The 17257-nt window shown below is 60.1% G+C and carries 11 protein-coding genes; 9 read left to right on the forward strand and 2 right to left on the reverse strand.

Features of this window, described 5'->3' with window-relative positions; genetic code table 11:
* Positions 1–119 precede the first annotated feature (119 nt).
* The 3 genes from F6X24_RS12240 (at position 120) to F6X24_RS12250 (ending at position 5817) form a co-directional block, all read left to right on the forward strand.
* Positions 120–2102 (forward strand): KUP/HAK/KT family potassium transporter, encoded by a 1983-nt coding sequence (locus tag F6X24_RS12240; RefSeq protein WP_151088275.1) that lies wholly within the window; start codon positions 120–122, stop codon positions 2100–2102.
* A 6-nt stretch (positions 2103–2108) separates the two neighbouring features.
* Positions 2109–3287, forward strand: a complete 1179-nt coding sequence (locus tag F6X24_RS12245; RefSeq protein WP_151088276.1) for a porin — start codon at positions 2109–2111, stop codon at positions 3285–3287.
* 88 nt (positions 3288–3375) lie between these two features.
* Positions 3376–5817: an alkaline phosphatase family protein gene (locus tag F6X24_RS12250; RefSeq protein ID WP_151088277.1), complete on the forward strand. Its 2442-nt coding sequence runs from the start codon at positions 3376–3378 to the stop codon at positions 5815–5817.
* 27 nt (positions 5818–5844) lie between these two features.
* On the opposite strand, the gene F6X24_RS12255 is transcribed toward F6X24_RS12250, so the two are convergent.
* Positions 5845–8019: a hypothetical protein gene (locus F6X24_RS12255; protein WP_151088278.1), complete on the reverse strand. Its 2175-nt coding sequence runs from the start codon at positions 8017–8019 to the stop codon at positions 5845–5847.
* Between the two features lie 263 nt (positions 8020–8282).
* Here F6X24_RS12255 and F6X24_RS12260 point away from each other — a divergent pair, with 263 nt between their 5' ends.
* The gene (locus F6X24_RS12260) at positions 8283–8822 is read left to right on the forward strand and encodes a 2'-5' RNA ligase family protein (protein ID WP_151088279.1); all 540 of its coding nucleotides are present in this window, start codon (positions 8283–8285) and stop codon (positions 8820–8822) included.
* A 62-nt stretch (positions 8823–8884) separates the two neighbouring features.
* Here F6X24_RS12260 and F6X24_RS12265 read toward each other — a convergent pair whose 3' ends face one another.
* Complete coding sequence (locus F6X24_RS12265) at positions 8885–11875, reverse strand: putative LPS assembly protein LptD (protein WP_151088280.1); 2991 nt, start codon at positions 11873–11875, stop codon at positions 8885–8887.
* Positions 11876–12071: 196 nt separating this feature from the next.
* Between F6X24_RS12265 and F6X24_RS12270 the strand changes: the two genes are divergently transcribed.
* From F6X24_RS12270 to F6X24_RS12290, 5 genes are all read left to right on the forward strand, one after another.
* Entirely contained in the window at positions 12072–12839 is a 768-nt protein-coding gene (locus F6X24_RS12270) for an N-acetylmuramoyl-L-alanine amidase family protein (RefSeq protein WP_151089599.1), read from the forward strand.
* Positions 12840–12980: 141 nt separating this feature from the next.
* Positions 12981–13991: an MlaD family protein gene (locus F6X24_RS12275; RefSeq protein ID WP_151088281.1), complete on the forward strand. Its 1011-nt coding sequence runs from the start codon at positions 12981–12983 to the stop codon at positions 13989–13991.
* A 121-nt stretch (positions 13992–14112) separates the two neighbouring features.
* A complete protein-coding gene (locus F6X24_RS12280; RefSeq protein ID WP_151088282.1) occupies positions 14113–15741 on the forward strand; it encodes an acyl-CoA carboxylase subunit beta in 1629 nt (542 codons plus the stop codon).
* Between the two features lie 5 nt (positions 15742–15746).
* Positions 15747–16274 (forward strand): hypothetical protein, encoded by a 528-nt coding sequence (locus F6X24_RS12285; RefSeq protein WP_151088283.1) that lies wholly within the window; start codon positions 15747–15749, stop codon positions 16272–16274.
* Between the two features lie 313 nt (positions 16275–16587).
* Entirely contained in the window at positions 16588–17127 is a 540-nt protein-coding gene (locus F6X24_RS12290) for a hypothetical protein (RefSeq protein ID WP_151088284.1), read from the forward strand.
* Positions 17128–17257: the final 130 nt, after the last annotated feature.

Here is a 17257-nt window from a genome sequence, read left to right on the forward strand (position 1 = left end):
GTTCGTTCTTGCAGGCAGGCGGTTGCTTTTCTGCCGTCAACCTCCGCGGGTAAGGGCCGTAGGAAGCACGGCCGGCAAGTGCCGGACATCCGCTGACAAACTACTCTAGCAGCCTGGCTATGCAAACTTCTCCTCCTTCCACCCTGCCTGCCGTTGACGAGTCCGGTGGTCACCAGGCTTTAAAAGCCGGGGCATCGGCGGCCGGTACGCTCATCGCCCTCGGCATTGTGTACGGCGACATTGGCACTTCGCCGCTCTACACCGTGCGGGGCGTGTTTGAGGGCCGGCCCGTGACGGAAGACGTGGTGCTGGGCACCGTGTCGGCCATTATCTGGACGCTTACCTTACTCACGACCATCAAGTACGTGCTCATTGCCATGCGGGCCGACAACAACGGCGAGGGCGGCATTTTGTCGCTCTACGCCCTGCTGCAACGGCTCAATTTCAAATACCTCTACCTGCCGGCCATCGTGGGGGCGGCGGCGCTGCTGGCCGATGGGGTCATCACGCCGCCCATCTCGGTGTCGTCGGCCATTGAGGGGCTGCGGATTCTGCGGCCCCACCTGCATACGGTGCCCATCGTGCTGGCTATCCTGATGGGGCTGTTTGCCATTCAGCAGTTCGGCACGGCCATAATCGGTAAGCTGTTCGGGCCGGTCATGCTCGTGTTTTTCAGTATGATAGCGGTGCTTGGTGTGCAGTTTATGCTGCACGATTTAAGCATTTTGCGGGCCTTCAATCCGTACTACGCCCTGCACATGCTGGCCACTATTCCGGGTGGGTTCTGGCTGCTGGGCTCTATTTTCCTGTGCAGCACCGGGGCCGAAGCGCTGTACGCCGACATGGGCCACGTGGGCCGGCCGAATATCTACGTGTCGTGGACGTTTGTAAAAATATGCCTGGTGCTCAACTACCTGGGGCAGGGCGCGTGGCTGCTCCAGCATATGGGCAAGCCGCTCGGCGATAATAACCCTTTCTTTGCCATGATACCGGCCTGGGGCCTGCTGCCGGCCATCGGGCTGTGCACGCTGGCGACCATCATTGCCTCGCAGGCGCTCATTTCGGGCTCGTACACGCTTATCATTGAGGCGCTGCGGCTGAATTTCTGGCCTAAGGTGAAGGTGCTGTACCCCACTGAGTTGCGCGGGCAGGCCTACGTGCCCTCGCTCAACTGGCTGCTGTGCGCGGGCTGCGTGGGCGTGGTGCTGCACTTCCGCGAAAGCTCGAATATGGAGGCGGCCTACGGCCTGGCCATCACCTTTACCATGCTCATGACCACGGTGCTGCTGGCCTTCTTTTTGTACCTGCGCCGGGTTAGCCCGGTCTGGATTGGCTTGCTGCTGCTGGTGTATTTCACCGTCGAAGGCTCGTTTCTGATTGCCAACCTGCGCAAATTTCCCGAAGGCGGCTACGTGAGCGTACTCATGAGCCTAGTGCTGCTGGCCGTGATGGTGAGTTGGATTCAGGGCCAGCGCCTGCGCGAGGCTTTTGTCAAATACGTGCCGCTGGCCGACTGGCTGCCCCTGCTTAAGGAGTTGAGCCGGGATGAATCGGTGCCCAAGTTTGCTACTCACCTCGTGTACCTCACCGATTCGGTAGACCCGAGCCAGATTGAGCGGGGCATTACGCACAGCATTTTTCAGAAAAGCCCCAAGCGGGCCGATGTGTACTATCTTATCCACATCGTAACGACCGATGAGCCTTATACGAAGACTTACCACGTCGACACTATCCTGCCCGACGACCTAGTGCGCATTGAGTTTCACCTGGGCTTCCGGGTCGACCACGCCATTAACTATATGTTCCGGCAGGTGGTCACGGATTTGGTTCAGAGTAAGGAGGTCGATATCACCTCGCGCTACAACTCGCTGCGCGACCAGGACGTGGTGGGCGATTTCCAGTTCGTGATTCTGAACCGCACGCTGCCCTACGCGCAGTCGCTGACCAGCTGGCAGCGGCTGGTGGCCCGGCTGGCGGGCGTGCTGCGCTGGCTGGGGGCCAGCCAGCAGGAAAGCTTTGGACTGGATAACTCCTCGCTCACCATCGAAAATATTCCGCTGCTCATCCCCGAGCGCCCCGAATTACACCTCACCCGCGAATAAGCGCCTATGCCCGTTTCTATCCGAGTTTTTGCCACCGCGCTGCTCAGCACAGCTTTTCTGCGGCCCGCCCTGGCCCAAACGGTTCCGCCGGCGCCTACCAGTACTACCACTACGGCGCCGCCCGCCGCCCCTACGGCCACCGCAGCTGCGCCCACGGCCGCTGCCGCCGCCGACACGGCCAGGGCCGACCCCAAGCCCGAGTTTTTTGGCTACGTGGGCGTGTACTACGGCTACGATTTCAACAACCCGGCGAGCTTGCAGCGGCCCGGCTTTATTTACTCTGAAAACCTGCACAACCAGATTGCCGTGAACCTGGCTCTGCTCGGCGCCCGCTACACCAGCGACCGGGTGCGCGGCACGTTTGCCATCCAGACCGGCACCTACCCCGATGCCAACTACGCTGCCGAGCCGGGAGTATTCAAAAACATCTATGAGGCCTGGGGCGGCGTGCGCGTGGCCAAAAGCCTGTGGCTCGATGCGGGCATCTTTCTCTCGCACATTGGCCTGGAAGGCCCCAACTCGCGCGATAACCTCACCCTGACGCGCTCCATCATGGCCGACAACTGTCCTTACTACGAAACCGGGGCCAAGCTCACGTATGACAAGGGCAAGAAGTGGCTGTTTTCGGTGCTGGCCGTCAACGGCTGGCAGGTTATCCGCGACCGTAACCAGAACGAGGCCATAGGCACCCAAATCCAGTTCCGGCCCAGTGCCAAGCTGCTCTTCAACTCCAGCACTTTTGTAGGAGAGGGCCGCAATGTGCCCGACTCGCTGGGCATCCGCCTCCGCTATTTTCACGATTTTTACCTCACCTACGACCCTTCCAGGAAATGGAAAATTGCCGCCGCCTACGACACGGGCTGGCAGGAAAAGCTTGATGGCAAGGGCGGCTACGATGCCTGGCAGGGCGGGGTACTTATCGTGCGCCGCCGCCTCTGGGAGCGGGCCGGCCTGGTGGGCCGTGTCGAATACTACCATGACCCGAGCGGGGTGCTGGCCCCTACGCGGGTGGGCGGCCTGCACACCACGGGCTACTCGCTGGGCTTCGATTATCTGCCCGTGCCCCGCGTCATCCTGCGGGCCGAAGTCAAAGAATTTGTAGACCGCAACGAGGTCTATGTCAAAGACAAAGTAGCCCGCCGTACCGATGCGGCCGCCACCACTATGCTCGGGCTCACGTTTTGAGGCGGCGGCCCGCTTACCTAACAATGGCTTAACCCGGAAGTCACCTGGCGGGCAGACCTTTGCGCGTTGCCACTTTTACCTTCCTGCTATGAAGCGCGTGCTCTCCCTTGCTGTTCTGGCCTTGCTCACGGGCGCAGCCCAGGCCCAGCGGCCTACCAACGACCCCCAGGCCCGGAAAATACTGCTGCCCAATGGCTGGTCGCTCACGCCGGCCGGCACCGCGCTGCCCCTCGGCGACCTGCCGCTGAATATGCAGCTGGCCCCGGGTGGCAAGATGCTGGCCATCACGAACAACGGACAGGGCAAGCAAAAGCTCCAGCTCATTGACCCGGTTACTGAAAAGCTGCTCGACGAGCGCCCTATTGGCAAAGCCTGGTATGGGCTGGCATTCAGTGCGAAGGGCGACCGCCTCTACGCCTCGGGCGGCAACGACAATATTATCCTGACCTATCCCACAGCCGGCCGCAAGCTCGGCGCGCCCGACACGCTGCGCCTCGGCCCGGCCTGGCCCAGGGCCAAAATCAGCCCCGTCGGCATTGCCGTAGACGCCGCCGGGCAGCGCCTGTACACCGTGACCAAGGAGGACAGCGCGCTTTACGTGCTCGACCTGAAAGCCAGGCGCACGCTCAGCCGCCTGAAGCTGGGCGCCGAAGCGTACGGCTGCCTGCTGTCGGCCGACGGCCGAACACTCTACATCACGCTCTGGGGCGGCGACAAGCTGCTGGCCTACGACCGCGCCACCGGCCGCATCCGGGCCCGGCTGGCCACTGGCAGCCACCCCAATGAGTTGATTCAGAGCCGCAACGGGCGCTATCTGTTCGTGGCCAATGCCAATGACAACTCCGTCTCGGTAGTTGATGTGAAGAGCTGGAAGGTGCTGGAAAATATCTCCACTTCGCTATATCCTACGCGCCTCACCGGCTCGACTACCAACGGCCTGGCGCTCTCAGCCGATGAAAAGACGCTCTACATCGCCAACGCCGACAACAACTGCCTGGCGGTGTTCGACGTGCGCCAGCCCGGCCGCAGCGCGGCCAGGGGCTTTATCCCGACTGGCTGGTACCCCACCTGCGTGCGCACGCTGGGTAATAAAATACTGGTAGCCAATGGGAAAGGCTTTTCCAGCCAGGCCAACCCCGGCGGCCCGCAGCCGGTGAAGAAAACCGACAGCAGCGGCCACCACCTCGGCAATGGCCTGGCCGATGGGCCGGTTCAGTACATCGGCAGCCTGTTTACCGGCACGCTCTCCTTTATTCCGGTGCCCGACGCGGCGCGGCTGAAAAGCTATTCGCAGCAGGTGTACGCCAATACGCCCTTCACCAAGGAGCGCGAAAAGCTGGCGCTCGGCGAGGCCGGCAACCCCGTGCCGCGCCGGGCGGGCGAGAAGTCGCCCATCAAGCACGTCTTTTATATCATCAAAGAAAACCGGACCTACGACCAGATTTTTGGCGATGTGCGCGAAGGCGAGGGCGACTCCTCGCTTTGCATTTTTCCGCGAAAAGTGACGCCCAACCACCACGCCCTGGCCCGCGAGTTTGTGCTGCTCGACAACTTCTACGTCAACGCCGAGGTGAGCGCCGACGGCCACAACTGGAGCACCGCCGCCTACGCCACCGACTACGTGGAGAAGTCGTGGCCCATCAGCTACGGCGGGCGCGGGGGCACCTACGACTTCGAGGGTACCCGCAAGATTGCCTACCCGCGCGACGGCTTTATCTGGGACTACTGCCAGCGCGCCGGCCTCAGCTACCGCACCTACGGCGAGTTTGCCGAGAATGGCAAAACGCCCCTTAAGTCGCTGCGCGGACACGTTTGCCCCAGGTCGCCGGGCTTTGACCTGGATGTAAAAGACGTGGAGCGGGTGCGCATCTGGGCGCAGGACTTCGACTCGCTGCTGGCCGTGGGCAAGGTGCCGCAGCTCAGCACCATTCGCCTCAGCAACGACCACACCAGTGGGCAGCGACTGGGGAAGGTCAGCCCGGTTTCGGCCGTGGCCGACAACGACCTGGCGCTGGGGCAGCTGGTGGAGCACATTGCCCACAGCCGTATCTGGGGCGAGTCGGTCATTTTTGTACTGGAGGATGATGCCCAGAACGGCCCCGACCACATCGACGCCCACCGCTCGCCGGCCCTGGTCATCGGCCCCTACGTGCGCCGCCAGGCCGCAGACCACACGCTCTACACCACGGCCGGCGTGATGTGCACTATCGAGCTGCTGCTGGGCCTGCCGCCCATGAGCCAGTACGACGCGGCGGCCCGCCCGCTATTCGGCCTCTTCCAGGCCGCGCCCAACGCGACTCCTTACCAGGCCAAAGCTGCCCAGGTGCCCCTCGATACCCGCAACACTGCCTGGAACCGCAGCGCCGAGCGGTCGGCCAAATTTGATTTTGCGCACGAAGATGCCGTGCCCGACCTCGACCTCAATGAAGTAGTCTGGAAGTCGGTGAAAGGCGAGCAGTCGGCCATGCCGGCGCCCCGGCGCGGCGCTTTTTTGCAGCTCACCCCCAAGCGCAAGGATGACGATGAGTAAAGCTCGGGGACCAGGAAAAGGGTGTTGCTAGTGCGGCGGCAGCGGCCCTTTATCCGACGACTCGCTGTATTTCTGGGCCAGCTTGGTGGGCACGCCGGTGCTGTTGAGCAGGCCGCTGAGCAGGCCCTGCCGCCAGGCCGTAAACACCGAAAACTGCAATTCGCGCCGCGAGGTCAGCTCGCCCACCACGAAGCGGCCGTCGGGGCGCGGGTTCTGGTCGCGGATAACCAGACCGTTGACCACGCCGCTCTTGACGCGGCCCAGCAGCGTCTTTTTTACTTCGCCTTTTTTGTAGCCCAGAAACTCAAATTTCAGTCCGCTGTACCTGGCCCGCATCTGGCCCGTGATGTGCTGGCGGTCGAGGTACTCGTCGAAGGTAATGCCCTGTACGTCGCCGCTTTTAAACTCAATCAGCCGCGTGGGCTTCATAATGGGGTTGAGGATAGCCAGCGCTGCCGGCCCAAAGCTGCCCCACAGATGCTGGCGGCCCTGCGGGTCGAGCAGCGACGTAGTAAGCTGCACCTGCGCCCGGCAGCGGTTTTCAATGTAGGCCGTGGCCGAGCCCGTAAGCGGCTGCGCCATGGTCATGTGGCGCGGGTCGTTGCTGACGTTGCGCAGCGTCGCGTTCAGGCGATTTATAGTGCAAGTGCCTATCAGCGGCGTACGCGGACTGCGATAAGAAGCCGCGATAGTACCATTGCGCAGGTCCAGCCGTCGCACATCAAGGTGCGCGTGTAGCTTCCGCATCGCCTCGGGCGTCAGAATAGAAGGTTGCGAGTTTATCGGCCCGCGCCCGTCGCTGCTCAGCTTCAGGTAAGGGCGCTCGGCAACTACCCGCGCCACGCGCAGGTGGCTGTTGTCGGAGAGCTGGTAAAAATCGACGCCCTGCCCGTTCAGCTCCGTAATGTGGGCTGTGAGCTGCGTAAGCTGGTAGCCGCTGCGTATATTAAGCTGGGCCGGGGTGAGGGTGGGGCGCACGGCTAAATCGGTCAGCCGCAGGGCCTGGTGCTCGGTATTCAAAAATAGATGCCCGATGCTGGCCGGGTAGAGTGGGGCCATAAACACGGCTGTTATGCGTCCGGTGCGGCCCGTCCAGCCGCGGGCGTACAGCACACGCCGCGCCCCATCCTGCTCGGCAGCCGAATCGACGCGGATACTACGGCCCAGGGCGAAAACGTGCCGCACGGCCGGGCCCTCCTTCACACCGGCCACGGCCAGGTAGCCGTTGGCTATGGCGAGCTGCCGGAGGTCGGCCTGCCGAAACAGCGGCGCCAGCAGCTTCCAGAGCGGCGGCGGGGCCTGGGCCGGCGGCCGAAACGTCAGGCTGGGATTGCTCAGCCGCGCCGAGTCGGCCCGGAACCGGCGCAGGTGCTGCCAGTGAGCCGCCTGCAGGCCCAGCACCTGCAAGCGCGGCAGGCTAAAAGCCACCCGCACTGCGCCCGGCTTGCCCTGGCCGGGCGCGGGCGGCGCAATGCGCAGCGAATCAAGTTGAAAGAGGTGCTTATCGCTCGAAAAATGAATCAGCTGCGCGGTAATCCTGTGCCCGCCCAGCTGGCCGGCCGGCCCGTGCAGCATTGCCTGCCAGGCAGCAGCAAACGCCAGCCGCTGCGTATCGGCGGCCCCGGCCGAGGTAAAGAGCAGGTCGCGAGCGCTGATATCGGCGGTAGCCAGCCGACCAATCGGGGCGGCCGTTGGCCCAAAGCTGCCGCCCACCCGGCGCAGCGCCAGGTAGCCGAGCCGCAGCGGATGCTGCTGAAACAGCGGTGGAGCAGCGTGGGGCGCCGGCCGCCGGGCCAGCGCCGCCACCTGCACCCGCAGCGAGTCAAGCGTGAGGCTGTCGATAGGAACGGTTTGCTTGCGCAGCAGCGCCAGCAGGCCCACGCCGCTCAGGTCGAGGCGGGCGAGCTGCAGGCTAAGGCGGGGCAGTGTATCGGCCAGGGTGGCGGTGGCAGGGCGCAGCGCCACGCCGCGCAGGTGCAGCGCGCGCGCCAGCAGCTGGGTGCGCAGGCCGGCCACGGAGAGCGCGTACTGGCCGTGGGTTTGGGTGGCCACCTGCTTTTCGAGCTTGCGGCGCAGCCAGGGGTCGAGGCCCCATTTTAGCCAGGCCAGGGCGGCCGCTATGAGTAGTGCCAGTGCAAATAAAACCCAGCGGCCCCAGGGGCGCGCGCGAGTAGCAGCGGGGGAGAGGGAAGAGTCGGGCACGGAACTAAGCTGAGCCTCTGCTAACGCAAAAACTACTGGTTGGGGTTGCCTCCGGCCTAACCCTCTACCCCCCGCTGCCCGTACAGGGGCCAGCCGCCCTCGTTCCTGGACGTATGCGGCCCGTTACTTTTGAGTTTTATATATTAAATTTACTATGTAAAATCAATCCCCGCTGACTCTAACTTGCGCCTCGCCCAGTAGCTTTGAGGCCGGTAGCCCCGGCTTTCCCGCGCTTTTTTCTTTTCCGATTCGCTTTTTGCGCTATGCTTGCCATTACCTCGCTGCTGCCGTCTCCAGCTTCCGACCACATCAACACGCTTATCAAAAGCCTGGAAACGAAGTTTGGCCTCACCGATGTGCAGGCCACGCCCGAGCCGCACCTGACGTACCAGATTGTGGAGCCCGCCGACCTCGAAACCCTGAAGGCGGCGCTACAGGAAATTGCGCGCACTACCAAGCCCTTTGTGGCCCATACAACCGGGCTGGGAATGTTTCCGGGCGATAACCCCGTGATTCATATTCCGGTACTGCGCTCCGACGACCTCAACCTGCTGCACCACCGCGTGCTACAGGTGGCCGCGCCGTTGTGCTCGCGCACCGATAAGTTCAGCGCTCCCGACCTGTGGCTGCCCCACGTATCGCTGGCTTTGCACGATACCACGCCCGAGCTGCTGGGCCCCGTATTGCAGTTTCTGAATAACCAGACGTTCAACCTGGAGCTGGAAATCAGCAACCTCGCCATTCTGCGCCCCGACGGCGACATGTTTGTGCGCGAAGTGGTGTTTGAGTTTGGGGGAAAATAATTCGTTAATGGTTAATATTGTTCAAGAGCTCTGAATAAAATTAACCATCAACCAGTAAAAAATTATCTGTTCAGAATAGTCTTGTTCCGGTTCAGCTTCAGGTCTTGCAGCAGGCTGCTCTTGGCGGCGATGGTGAAGTTGTAGCCCCGGTACGGCCCCACCGGTATCCAGAGCCCCGACACCTGCCAGCAGTGCAGGTCGCGGTAGAAGTTGACCGTTGGGTACACAAACTGACTTTGGGTGAAGTTGTAGTTGAGGCTGGTGCTCAGGCGCAGATTGGGCGTGAGCTTGACCGAGCCGCTGGCCGTGATGGAGTTGCCCGATAATAGCGGAATCGTATTATATAGTACCGGCCTGATGGGAGCCGTGGCCGTGTTGTAGCTGGCCGTGTACTGCACGCTGGCTTCCCAGGGGATATCAAAATCGATATAATCGGCGTAAATGGCCTGGGGCAGGGGTGAGCCCAGCACCGGGTCGTTGCTCGGGGCCACGGCCCGCGGAATATTGGCCTTGCTTTTGGGGCGGGCGGCGGGGTTAAACTGGTAGCCCAGGCTCAGGTTGGCATTGAGCAGGCGGGCCAGGCGCACCTTGCTTTGCTCAAAGAGGTAGCGGTTGAGCGTGCGCCCGGTGGAGTCGCGCTGATAGAAAGAAAACGAGCTGCTGGCCACTACGTTAAGCTTTTTGGCAATCTGCACCCGGTAGCCCAGGTTGAGCGGCGAGAGCCGTAGCGAGTCGGCGGCAAAGTTGTAGCTCAGGTTCAGGTCGATGCCGTCGGCCAGGCTTACTTTCCGGTAGGGGTTGGTGCCGGTCGTGTCGCGGCTGTTGCGCACCTTCATCTCAATCTGGTTCTGCACGCTCAGGCTCAGCTGGCTTACGCGGGCGCTGGCGGGCACCCCATACACGCCCTGGTAGCGCGAAAACTGCCGGGGGTCGAGCAGGCGACTGGTATAAGCAGAAGAAAGACTTTCGTAAGTGCCCTGACCGCCCACAAAGGCATCGTACTTCGAGTTCTTAGCCAAGTCGGGCGAGAAGGAGTAGCTGATGCTCGGCGTTACTTTGTGGCGAATGGCCTTGATGTAATGGTCGCCCTTAATCTGCACCAGGCCATAGAAGTTGGTAGAAGCCGATACGTTTCCCGAGTAGGAGTAAGCCCGCTCAAAAGCCGGGGATATGGTATCCACTTTAACGGCGCGGATAGTTGGCAGATAATTGTATTGCAGCTTCTGCAGATACCAGGTTTCGCCGTAGTTGATAGAAGGCTGAATCTGGATGTGGCGACTGAGCACGGTGGCCGAGGGCAGGGTAATCTGAAACTGGTGCTGCAAGCCATTCTGGGCATTGCGCAGCAGCTGGCCGATGTTTTTAAAGCCCACCGGAATGTTGTAGGCGGTGGTGCTGCCGCCCAGCAGCGGCACATCGGCCGATAGCGTGTGGGCCGGCACCAGACTGCTGATGCGGTTCTGGGCCACCAGGTTGTAGCTAATGGCAAACTGCTCGTAAAACCGGCCGCTGGGCTGAAGGCCCAGCCATTGGTACGGATACTGACGGGCCACGCCCACGTTGAGCGAAGGCAGCGTAAAGTCCATCACGCCGGTTTGCACGTTCTGGCTCTGGGCCAGCTGAATAGAGTAGTTGATGGGCAGCCGCCGCGAGGTTTTGCTATAGCTGATGGTTGAGTTGAAGGTAGCCGACAGCAGCTGCCGCGGATTGAGCGTATTTACCTTGTTGTAGGAGCTGCTGCCCGCCTGCACGCTGGCCGAGAACACGCCCCCGCCCGGCAGCGGGGTAGGCGAGTGGCTCCAGCTTATCCAGAAGGTATTAACGGAATTGGAGTAGAGGCCTTCGGAGCCCGTGCCGCCCACCGTAGTAGAGGTGTTGAGAATGGGTGACACCGGCTGCTGCGCATACGTAAAGCGGAAGCTGCCCTGGTATTTATAGCGCTTGCGGTAGGTAAGCTCGGTGGCCAGGCCGTAGCCGCCGAAGCGGTCGGCATTGCCGGCGTAGATGTCGCCGGTCACGCGCAGGCCAATGTAGTCGTTGGGAGCCCAGTAGTAGCCCCCATTCGTGAGCGAGTAGCCGCGCTGCACACCCTGCCCGAAGGTGGGGATGATGAAGCCCGAGCCGCGCCCGTTGTGCGGAGTAGGAAAATAGCCAAACGGCAACCCTACCGGCAGCGGCACATCGGCAATAACCATGTGAAAAGGCCCGGTAATCACCTTCTGGCCGGGTATTACCTTCATGCGACCCGCCTCAATGTAGAAGTGCGGATGAGCCAGGTTGCAGGTGGTATAGCGCCCGTGCAGGCCAAAAAAGTCGTTGTCGGGCAGCTTTTTCACTACCTCGGCGTGGATATAGCCCTCGCCCTGCTGCGTCACGACATCGGCAATCTTGCCCTTCTTGGTTTTAAAGTTGTAGTTGATTGTTCCGGCCGAATAGGTGCCATCCGCATCTTTAAACAGCGGCTGGTCTTCCACCTTGTTTTTTACCGAGTCGCGGCGGCCTATTGCCTGCACCGTGCTGGTGCCATAGTTGACGATAATGTAGGCGGCCTTCAGGCTCATCTTGCCATAATCGACCGTCGATTTGGTGTAGAGCCGGGCAATCTTGGTGGCTACGTCGAACTGAATCGAGTCTTTGGCGGCATATTTTACCGTGGTTTCTACCTGGCTGCGGCGGCGCAGCACCACCAGGTTGAGCGAGTCGCGGCTGCGCCGGGCGCGGCGGCTGGTATCGGCGAGCAGGCCCGTGCTATCGGGCGTCAGGCTCGGGGCCGGCTTGCGCGACACGTCGGGTACGTCGGGGCGGCCCGTGTTTCGCACGCCGGGGGGTGGCGGGCTCTGCGGGGCGTTGCGGTCGAAGTTGAGGTTGCGCACCGGCTGCGTCGGCACCGAGCCGGGCCGGCGCGCATTGGTCGTGCGGGTCGAGTCGGTGGTAGCTTGGGCGTGGGCCGTAGTGAGGCTGCCCAGCACCCACAGGCACAAGCTTAAGGCGCCCGGTAGCGCCCAGCGACGACGGCAAAAAAGGCCCGGAAAAACAGCGTAGGAAAAAGCCAAATTAAATAAAGCCACTGAGCGAATTACTTTTGAGGCTTAGACACAAAGATAAGAGGCCGATTACCCTCCAAAGGGTTGCCATCGGCCTGTTTTTTCCCCAACGACCAACGTGCGGATTATTGCTTTGACCTGTATACTGCTGAGTGCGCAGTGCCCGGTACTGAATGCCCAGGACTCGCTCGCCGCCGGGGCGTCGTTGCGGCCGGGCGGGCCGGCCGGCGACCCGGCGGCCCGCCCCGAGGCTGCCCCGTACCGTTACCGCCTGCGCACGGTGGTGCTCGATGCCGGCCACGGCGGCAAAGACATTGGCTGCAATGGGGCCGATGCCCACGAGGCCGACGTGGCGCTGGCAATTATCAAAGACCTGGGCCGCCAGATTTCGGATGGCCTGCCCGATGTACGGGTTATCTACACCCGCAAAACCGACGTGTTTGTGGAGCTTGACGAGCGGGCGGCTATTGCCAACCGCAACCACGCCGACCTCTTCATCTCGGTACACTGCAATGCCGGCCCGAAAGGCTCGCACGGCACGGAGGTCTGGACAATGGGCCTGCACAAAACCGACGCCAACCTAAGTGTAGCCCAGCGCGAAAACTCCGTAATCCTGCAGGAGAAGGACTATAAAAAGCGCTACGACGGCTTCGACCCGCGCTCGCCGCAGTCGCACATACTTTTTTCCCTGTTTCAGAGCGCATATATTACAAATTCCCTGCGCCTGGCCCAGCGCATCGACCACCAGTTTCGCACCGATGTGGGGCGCACCTCGCGGGGCGTAAAGCAGGCCGGCTTTCTGGTACTGTGGAAGTCTACTATGCCCTCGGTGCTCGTAGAGGCCGGCTTTCTGACCGACCGCAAGGAGGAAAGCTACCTCAACGACCGGGCCGGTCAGCAGGCCATTGCGGGCGGTATCTACCAGGCATTCCGGGCGTATAAGCGCGACCTGGAGGGTACTCGGGCTGAGTAAGATGCACCTCAGCTTTCCGACAGGCCTAACATACGGCCGGGGTTTGCCGTTAAGGTCTCTAAATAGGGGCCTGCACGCAACCATTCAGGCCCGGCAATTCATCTAATCGTCGGCGTACTCTCGCATTAATATTACTTTCCTGTGTCTAAAGAAATAAAAGTGGGCCTCCTGGCCGTAGTGGCATTGGTGGCCCTCGCTGTAGGGTTCAACTTTCTGCGGGGCAGCAACCTGCTCTCCAATGACCGCACCTACTATGCCATTTACCCGAATGTGGACGGCCTCAATGTCGGTGCACCGGTTATCCTTAATGGTATTAAAGTGGGGCAGGTAAAGAACCTGGAGCTACAGCCCGATAAGAATAATGCTATCCGGGCCTCCCTGGAAATGGAAAAGGGCATTACCCTTGGCGACTCGACTAAAGCGGGCCTCAGCGGCTCGCTGCTGGGCTCTAAAACCATTACGCTGCTGCTGGGCAAGAATACCAAGGAGTTTCATGGCGGCGAAACCCTGCAAACGACCACGGCTATCGGCATTGCCGACGCGTTTCAGGCCAAGGCGCTGCCCGTGCTCGATACGGTGGGGGCTACGCTGGCCCATATCAACGGCTTCCTCAACAAGGATGCCCAGACCAATATCCAGGGCACGCTGCTCGGGGCCCGCGCCAGCACTGAGGCCCTGCAAAAGCTTATTACCTCCAACCAGGCCAACATCAACGAGATTACCCGCAACCTGGCTCACATGAGCGCGGCCCTCAACAAAAGCACGGCCAAGCTCGACCGCATCGCCAACAACTTCACCCAGCTGTCGGACTCTATTAAAACCGCGCCGGTTGGCCCCACGCTGCGCAACCTGAACAAAACCCTAGCTGAAGCCCAAACCTCGCTGAAGGGCGTGAGTACCGCTCTGACTGACCAGAAAGGCTCGCTCGGCAAGCTCATCAACGACACTACGCTCTATAATAACCTGAATGCCACGGCGGCCAGCTCCAACGCGCTGATTTCTGACATGAAAGCCAACCCCAAGCGCTATGTCCACTTCTCGGTATTTGGCGGCGGCAAGGATAAAACCAAGCAGGAAACTACCAAGACCCCCGATGGCACCGTGACCACCCAAACCAAGCAGGTAAGCACGACGCCGGCCGTAGTAAAATAGCCGGGCCCCGATTTCCCTTTTACCTTTGAAACCCGCCCCGCAAAGGCGGGTTTTTAAGTTCTGCGCCACGAGCGATTCTTAGTTTCACTACTCTTTCTACCCCATCCCACCCAGCCCAGTTATGAACGTCGAGTTCAACCGCAACGAAGACCAGCTCAAGCAACTCTCTTTCCAGCTCAGCCAGAAGCTGGCCCGCGTGGCCCTCGGCGGGGGCGAAAAGCGCATTGCTGCCCACAAAGCCAAGGGCAAGCTCACGGCCCGCGAACGTATAGCGTATTTGCTAGATAAGGGCGCGGCCCAGGTCGAAATCGGCTCTTTTGCCGGCGAGGGTATGTACAAGGAGGAAGGTGGCTGCCCCGGCGGCGGCGTGGTCGTCGTTATCGGCTACGTGCAGGGCCGGCAGTGCGTGGTAGTCGCCAACGACGCCACGGTGAAGGCCGGCGCGTGGTTTCCCATCACGGCCAAGAAAAATCTGCGCGCTCAGGAAATCAGCATCGAGAATAAATTGCCGATTATCTACCTTGTGGACTCGGCAGGCGTGTACCTGCCCATGCAGGACGAGATTTTTCCGGACAAGGAGCACTTCGGCCGCATCTTCCGCAACAATGCGGTGATGAGCAGCATGGGCATCGTGCAGATTTCGGCCATCATGGGGCCGTGCGTGGCGGGCGGGGCCTACCTGCCCATTATGAGCGACGAGGCCATGATAGTAAACGGCACGGGCTCGGTATTCCTGGCCGGCTCATACCTGGTGAAATCAGCCATCGGCGAAACTATCGACAACGAGGCCCTGGGCGGCGCGGCCATGCACTCCGAGGTGTCGGGCGTAACGGACTACAAGTTCGACACTGATGAGGAGGCGCTCGACCATATCCGCAACATTTTCGACAAGATGGGGGCGCAGCCCAGCGCGGGCTTCAGTCGCGCGGCGCCCACCGCGCCCCGGCTGGCCGAGCAGGAAATCTATGGCCTGCTGCCCAGCGACCGCGCCAAGCCCTACGATATGATGGAAATCATCAATCGCCTGGTCGATAATTCCGAGTTTGAGCCCTACAAGGACCTCTATGGCCAAACGCTGCTCTGCGGCCTCGCCCGCATCGACGGCTGGGCGGTGGGCATCGTGGCCAACCAGCGCAAAATCGTGAAAAGCAAGAAAACCGGCATGCAGATGGGCGGCGTCATCTACTCCGACTCGGCCGACAAGGCCGCCCGCTTCATCATGAACTGCAACCAGAAGCGCATCCCGCTGGTGTTTCTGCACGACGTGTCGGGCTTCATGGTGGGCTCGGCCAGCGAGCAGGGCGGCATCATCAAGGACGGCGCCAAGATGGTAAATGCTATGGCCAACTCGGTAGTGCCCAAGTTCACGGTCGTGGTCGGCAACAGCTACGGTGCCGGCAACTACGCCATGTGCGGCAAAGCCTACGACCCGCGCCTCATCGTGGCCTGGCCCACCGCCCAGCTCGCCGTAATGAGCGGCGCAGCCGCGGCTAATACCCTGCTGCAAATCCAGGTAGCGTCGTTGAAAGCCAAAGGGGAAGTCATCACCCCCGAAGCCGAAAAGGAACTGCTCGACCGCATCAAAGCCCGCTACGAAGAACAATTATCGCCTTACTACGCGGCGGCCCGGCTGTGGGTCGATGCGGTAATTGACCCGCTGGAAACGCGTAAGGTTATTTCGGAGGGAATTTCGGCGGCTAACCATGCACCGATTGAGAAGGCATATAACGTGGGGGTGATTCAGGTGTGATGGAAATGCAGCCAATTATTTGCCTGGCTACGCGCGCCGAAAAAAAGGAATGGGCCAGAAATCTGGCTACTGTATGTAATATCGTTGCTTGGTTAGCGGCGTTTGGCCTTTTCTTTGCTCGAGTCCTTAAAAGATTGCAAATCCTTTATTTAGCGCTACTTATCATGGGCTTTTGCCTATGTATTCAGTTCGGGTTAATGCTGATAGCTTACTGGAAACGCTCAATTATTTATTACCCTAAGGTTGCGGAAACCATTGGTCTTAATGAGCAGTCGTTAGTGCTCGGGATGCAGGAAACAGCTACCGCTACCCTGAAAAGTATTGTAATCGAATCGGATGGTTATGCGGGTAAGGTAGCTGCAGGTAGGCGCGGCCCGTTTTCAGGTAACGGTAAAATCACAGTTGTCGATAAAAGCTCCGCTAAAGAGGTTATCTATTTGATAACCATTAAATCAGCTGACGAATTACATTCGCTGCGCCACCTCGCGGAAAGCTGGCGTGCACAAGGCATATCAGCCTTTGTAATGGATTAAGCCGTTCGGCGCCCGCTGGCCGCCGTTTATAAAATTTGTAATATGAAAATATATAAAAATTTGCCCCAAGCTGGCGCGAGTTTAGGCGAAGCCGTAACTCGTGCCGACTATAACGTGGAGGTTGCACCTCCACTGCCGCGCCAGCGGCAAAGCGGGACCGTGCCGCTGGGGCCGTTCGGCTAGCTCGTTCTGTGGGAGGCACAGCCTCCCCGAAAACCTGTCACGAGTTACAGCTTCGCCTAAACTCGCGCCAGTAATAGACCATGCACCGATTGAGAAGGCATATAATGTGGGGGTTATTCAGGTGTGAGAAATGGAACCTACTGTTTATTTAGAAGTGCGTGCGGAGCAAAAAGCGTGGTATACTAAATTAAAGGAGGGTGCTTTAGGATTGGAGATTCTTTCCCTCGCTCTATTGCTCATAGAAGCAGGAGTTAAATTGCCGACTATACTTATGTACGCGTTTAATAGTATGGCAATTATTTGTGGTTTGACTATTGGGTATGTGATATGGCTGGAGCAGGAGTCTAAGAGGAGTCCTGCCAAGTTTTATTACCCGAAGCCCATCGAGAAAATAGGACTTACTCAGCATAGCTTATTAATTGGGCCCCAAGAAATACCCGTAACAACACTTAAAAGTATTATTATAGAATGCGATGGCTATGCCGGTCAACTTGGCACTGGCAAAAGAGGGGGAGTTACTGGTTTCGGTAAGCTGACAGTTGTCAATAAAAGCAGTAACGAAGAGAAGACTATTCTAATCAAAGTAAACTCAAGCTATGAAATGCAGGAGATACGCCGACTAACAAATGATTGGCGTAATGAAGGGCTAACAGCTTTCATTATGGATTAACTGTTTTCCGCTAGCCTATTACTGGCGCGAGTTTAGGCGAAGCCGTAACTCGTGCCGACTATAACGTGGAGGTTGCACCTCCACTGCCGCGCTAGCGGCAAAGCGGGACCGTGCCGCTGGGGCCGTTCGG

It is taken from the genome of Hymenobacter baengnokdamensis, assembly GCF_008728635.1.
Classification (GTDB): domain Bacteria; phylum Bacteroidota; class Bacteroidia; order Cytophagales; family Hymenobacteraceae; genus Hymenobacter; species Hymenobacter baengnokdamensis.

Coding starts and splice junctions, on each gene's coding strand:
- F6X24_RS12280 (WP_151088282.1), top strand. CDS start 14,113: ATGAACGTCGAGTTCAACCGCAACGAAGACCAGCTCAAGCAACTCTCT.
- F6X24_RS12240 (WP_151088275.1), top strand. CDS start 120: ATGCAAACTTCTCCTCCTTCCACCCTGCCTGCCGTTGACGAGTCCGGT.
- F6X24_RS12285 (WP_151088283.1), top strand. CDS start 15,747: ATGCAGCCAATTATTTGCCTGGCTACGCGCGCCGAAAAAAAGGAATGG.
- F6X24_RS12245 (WP_151088276.1), top strand. CDS start 2,109: ATGCCCGTTTCTATCCGAGTTTTTGCCACCGCGCTGCTCAGCACAGCT.
- F6X24_RS12260 (WP_151088279.1), top strand. CDS start 8,283: ATGCTTGCCATTACCTCGCTGCTGCCGTCTCCAGCTTCCGACCACATC.
- F6X24_RS12290 (WP_151088284.1), top strand. CDS start 16,588: ATGGAACCTACTGTTTATTTAGAAGTGCGTGCGGAGCAAAAAGCGTGG.
- F6X24_RS12250 (WP_151088277.1), top strand. CDS start 3,376: ATGAAGCGCGTGCTCTCCCTTGCTGTTCTGGCCTTGCTCACGGGCGCA.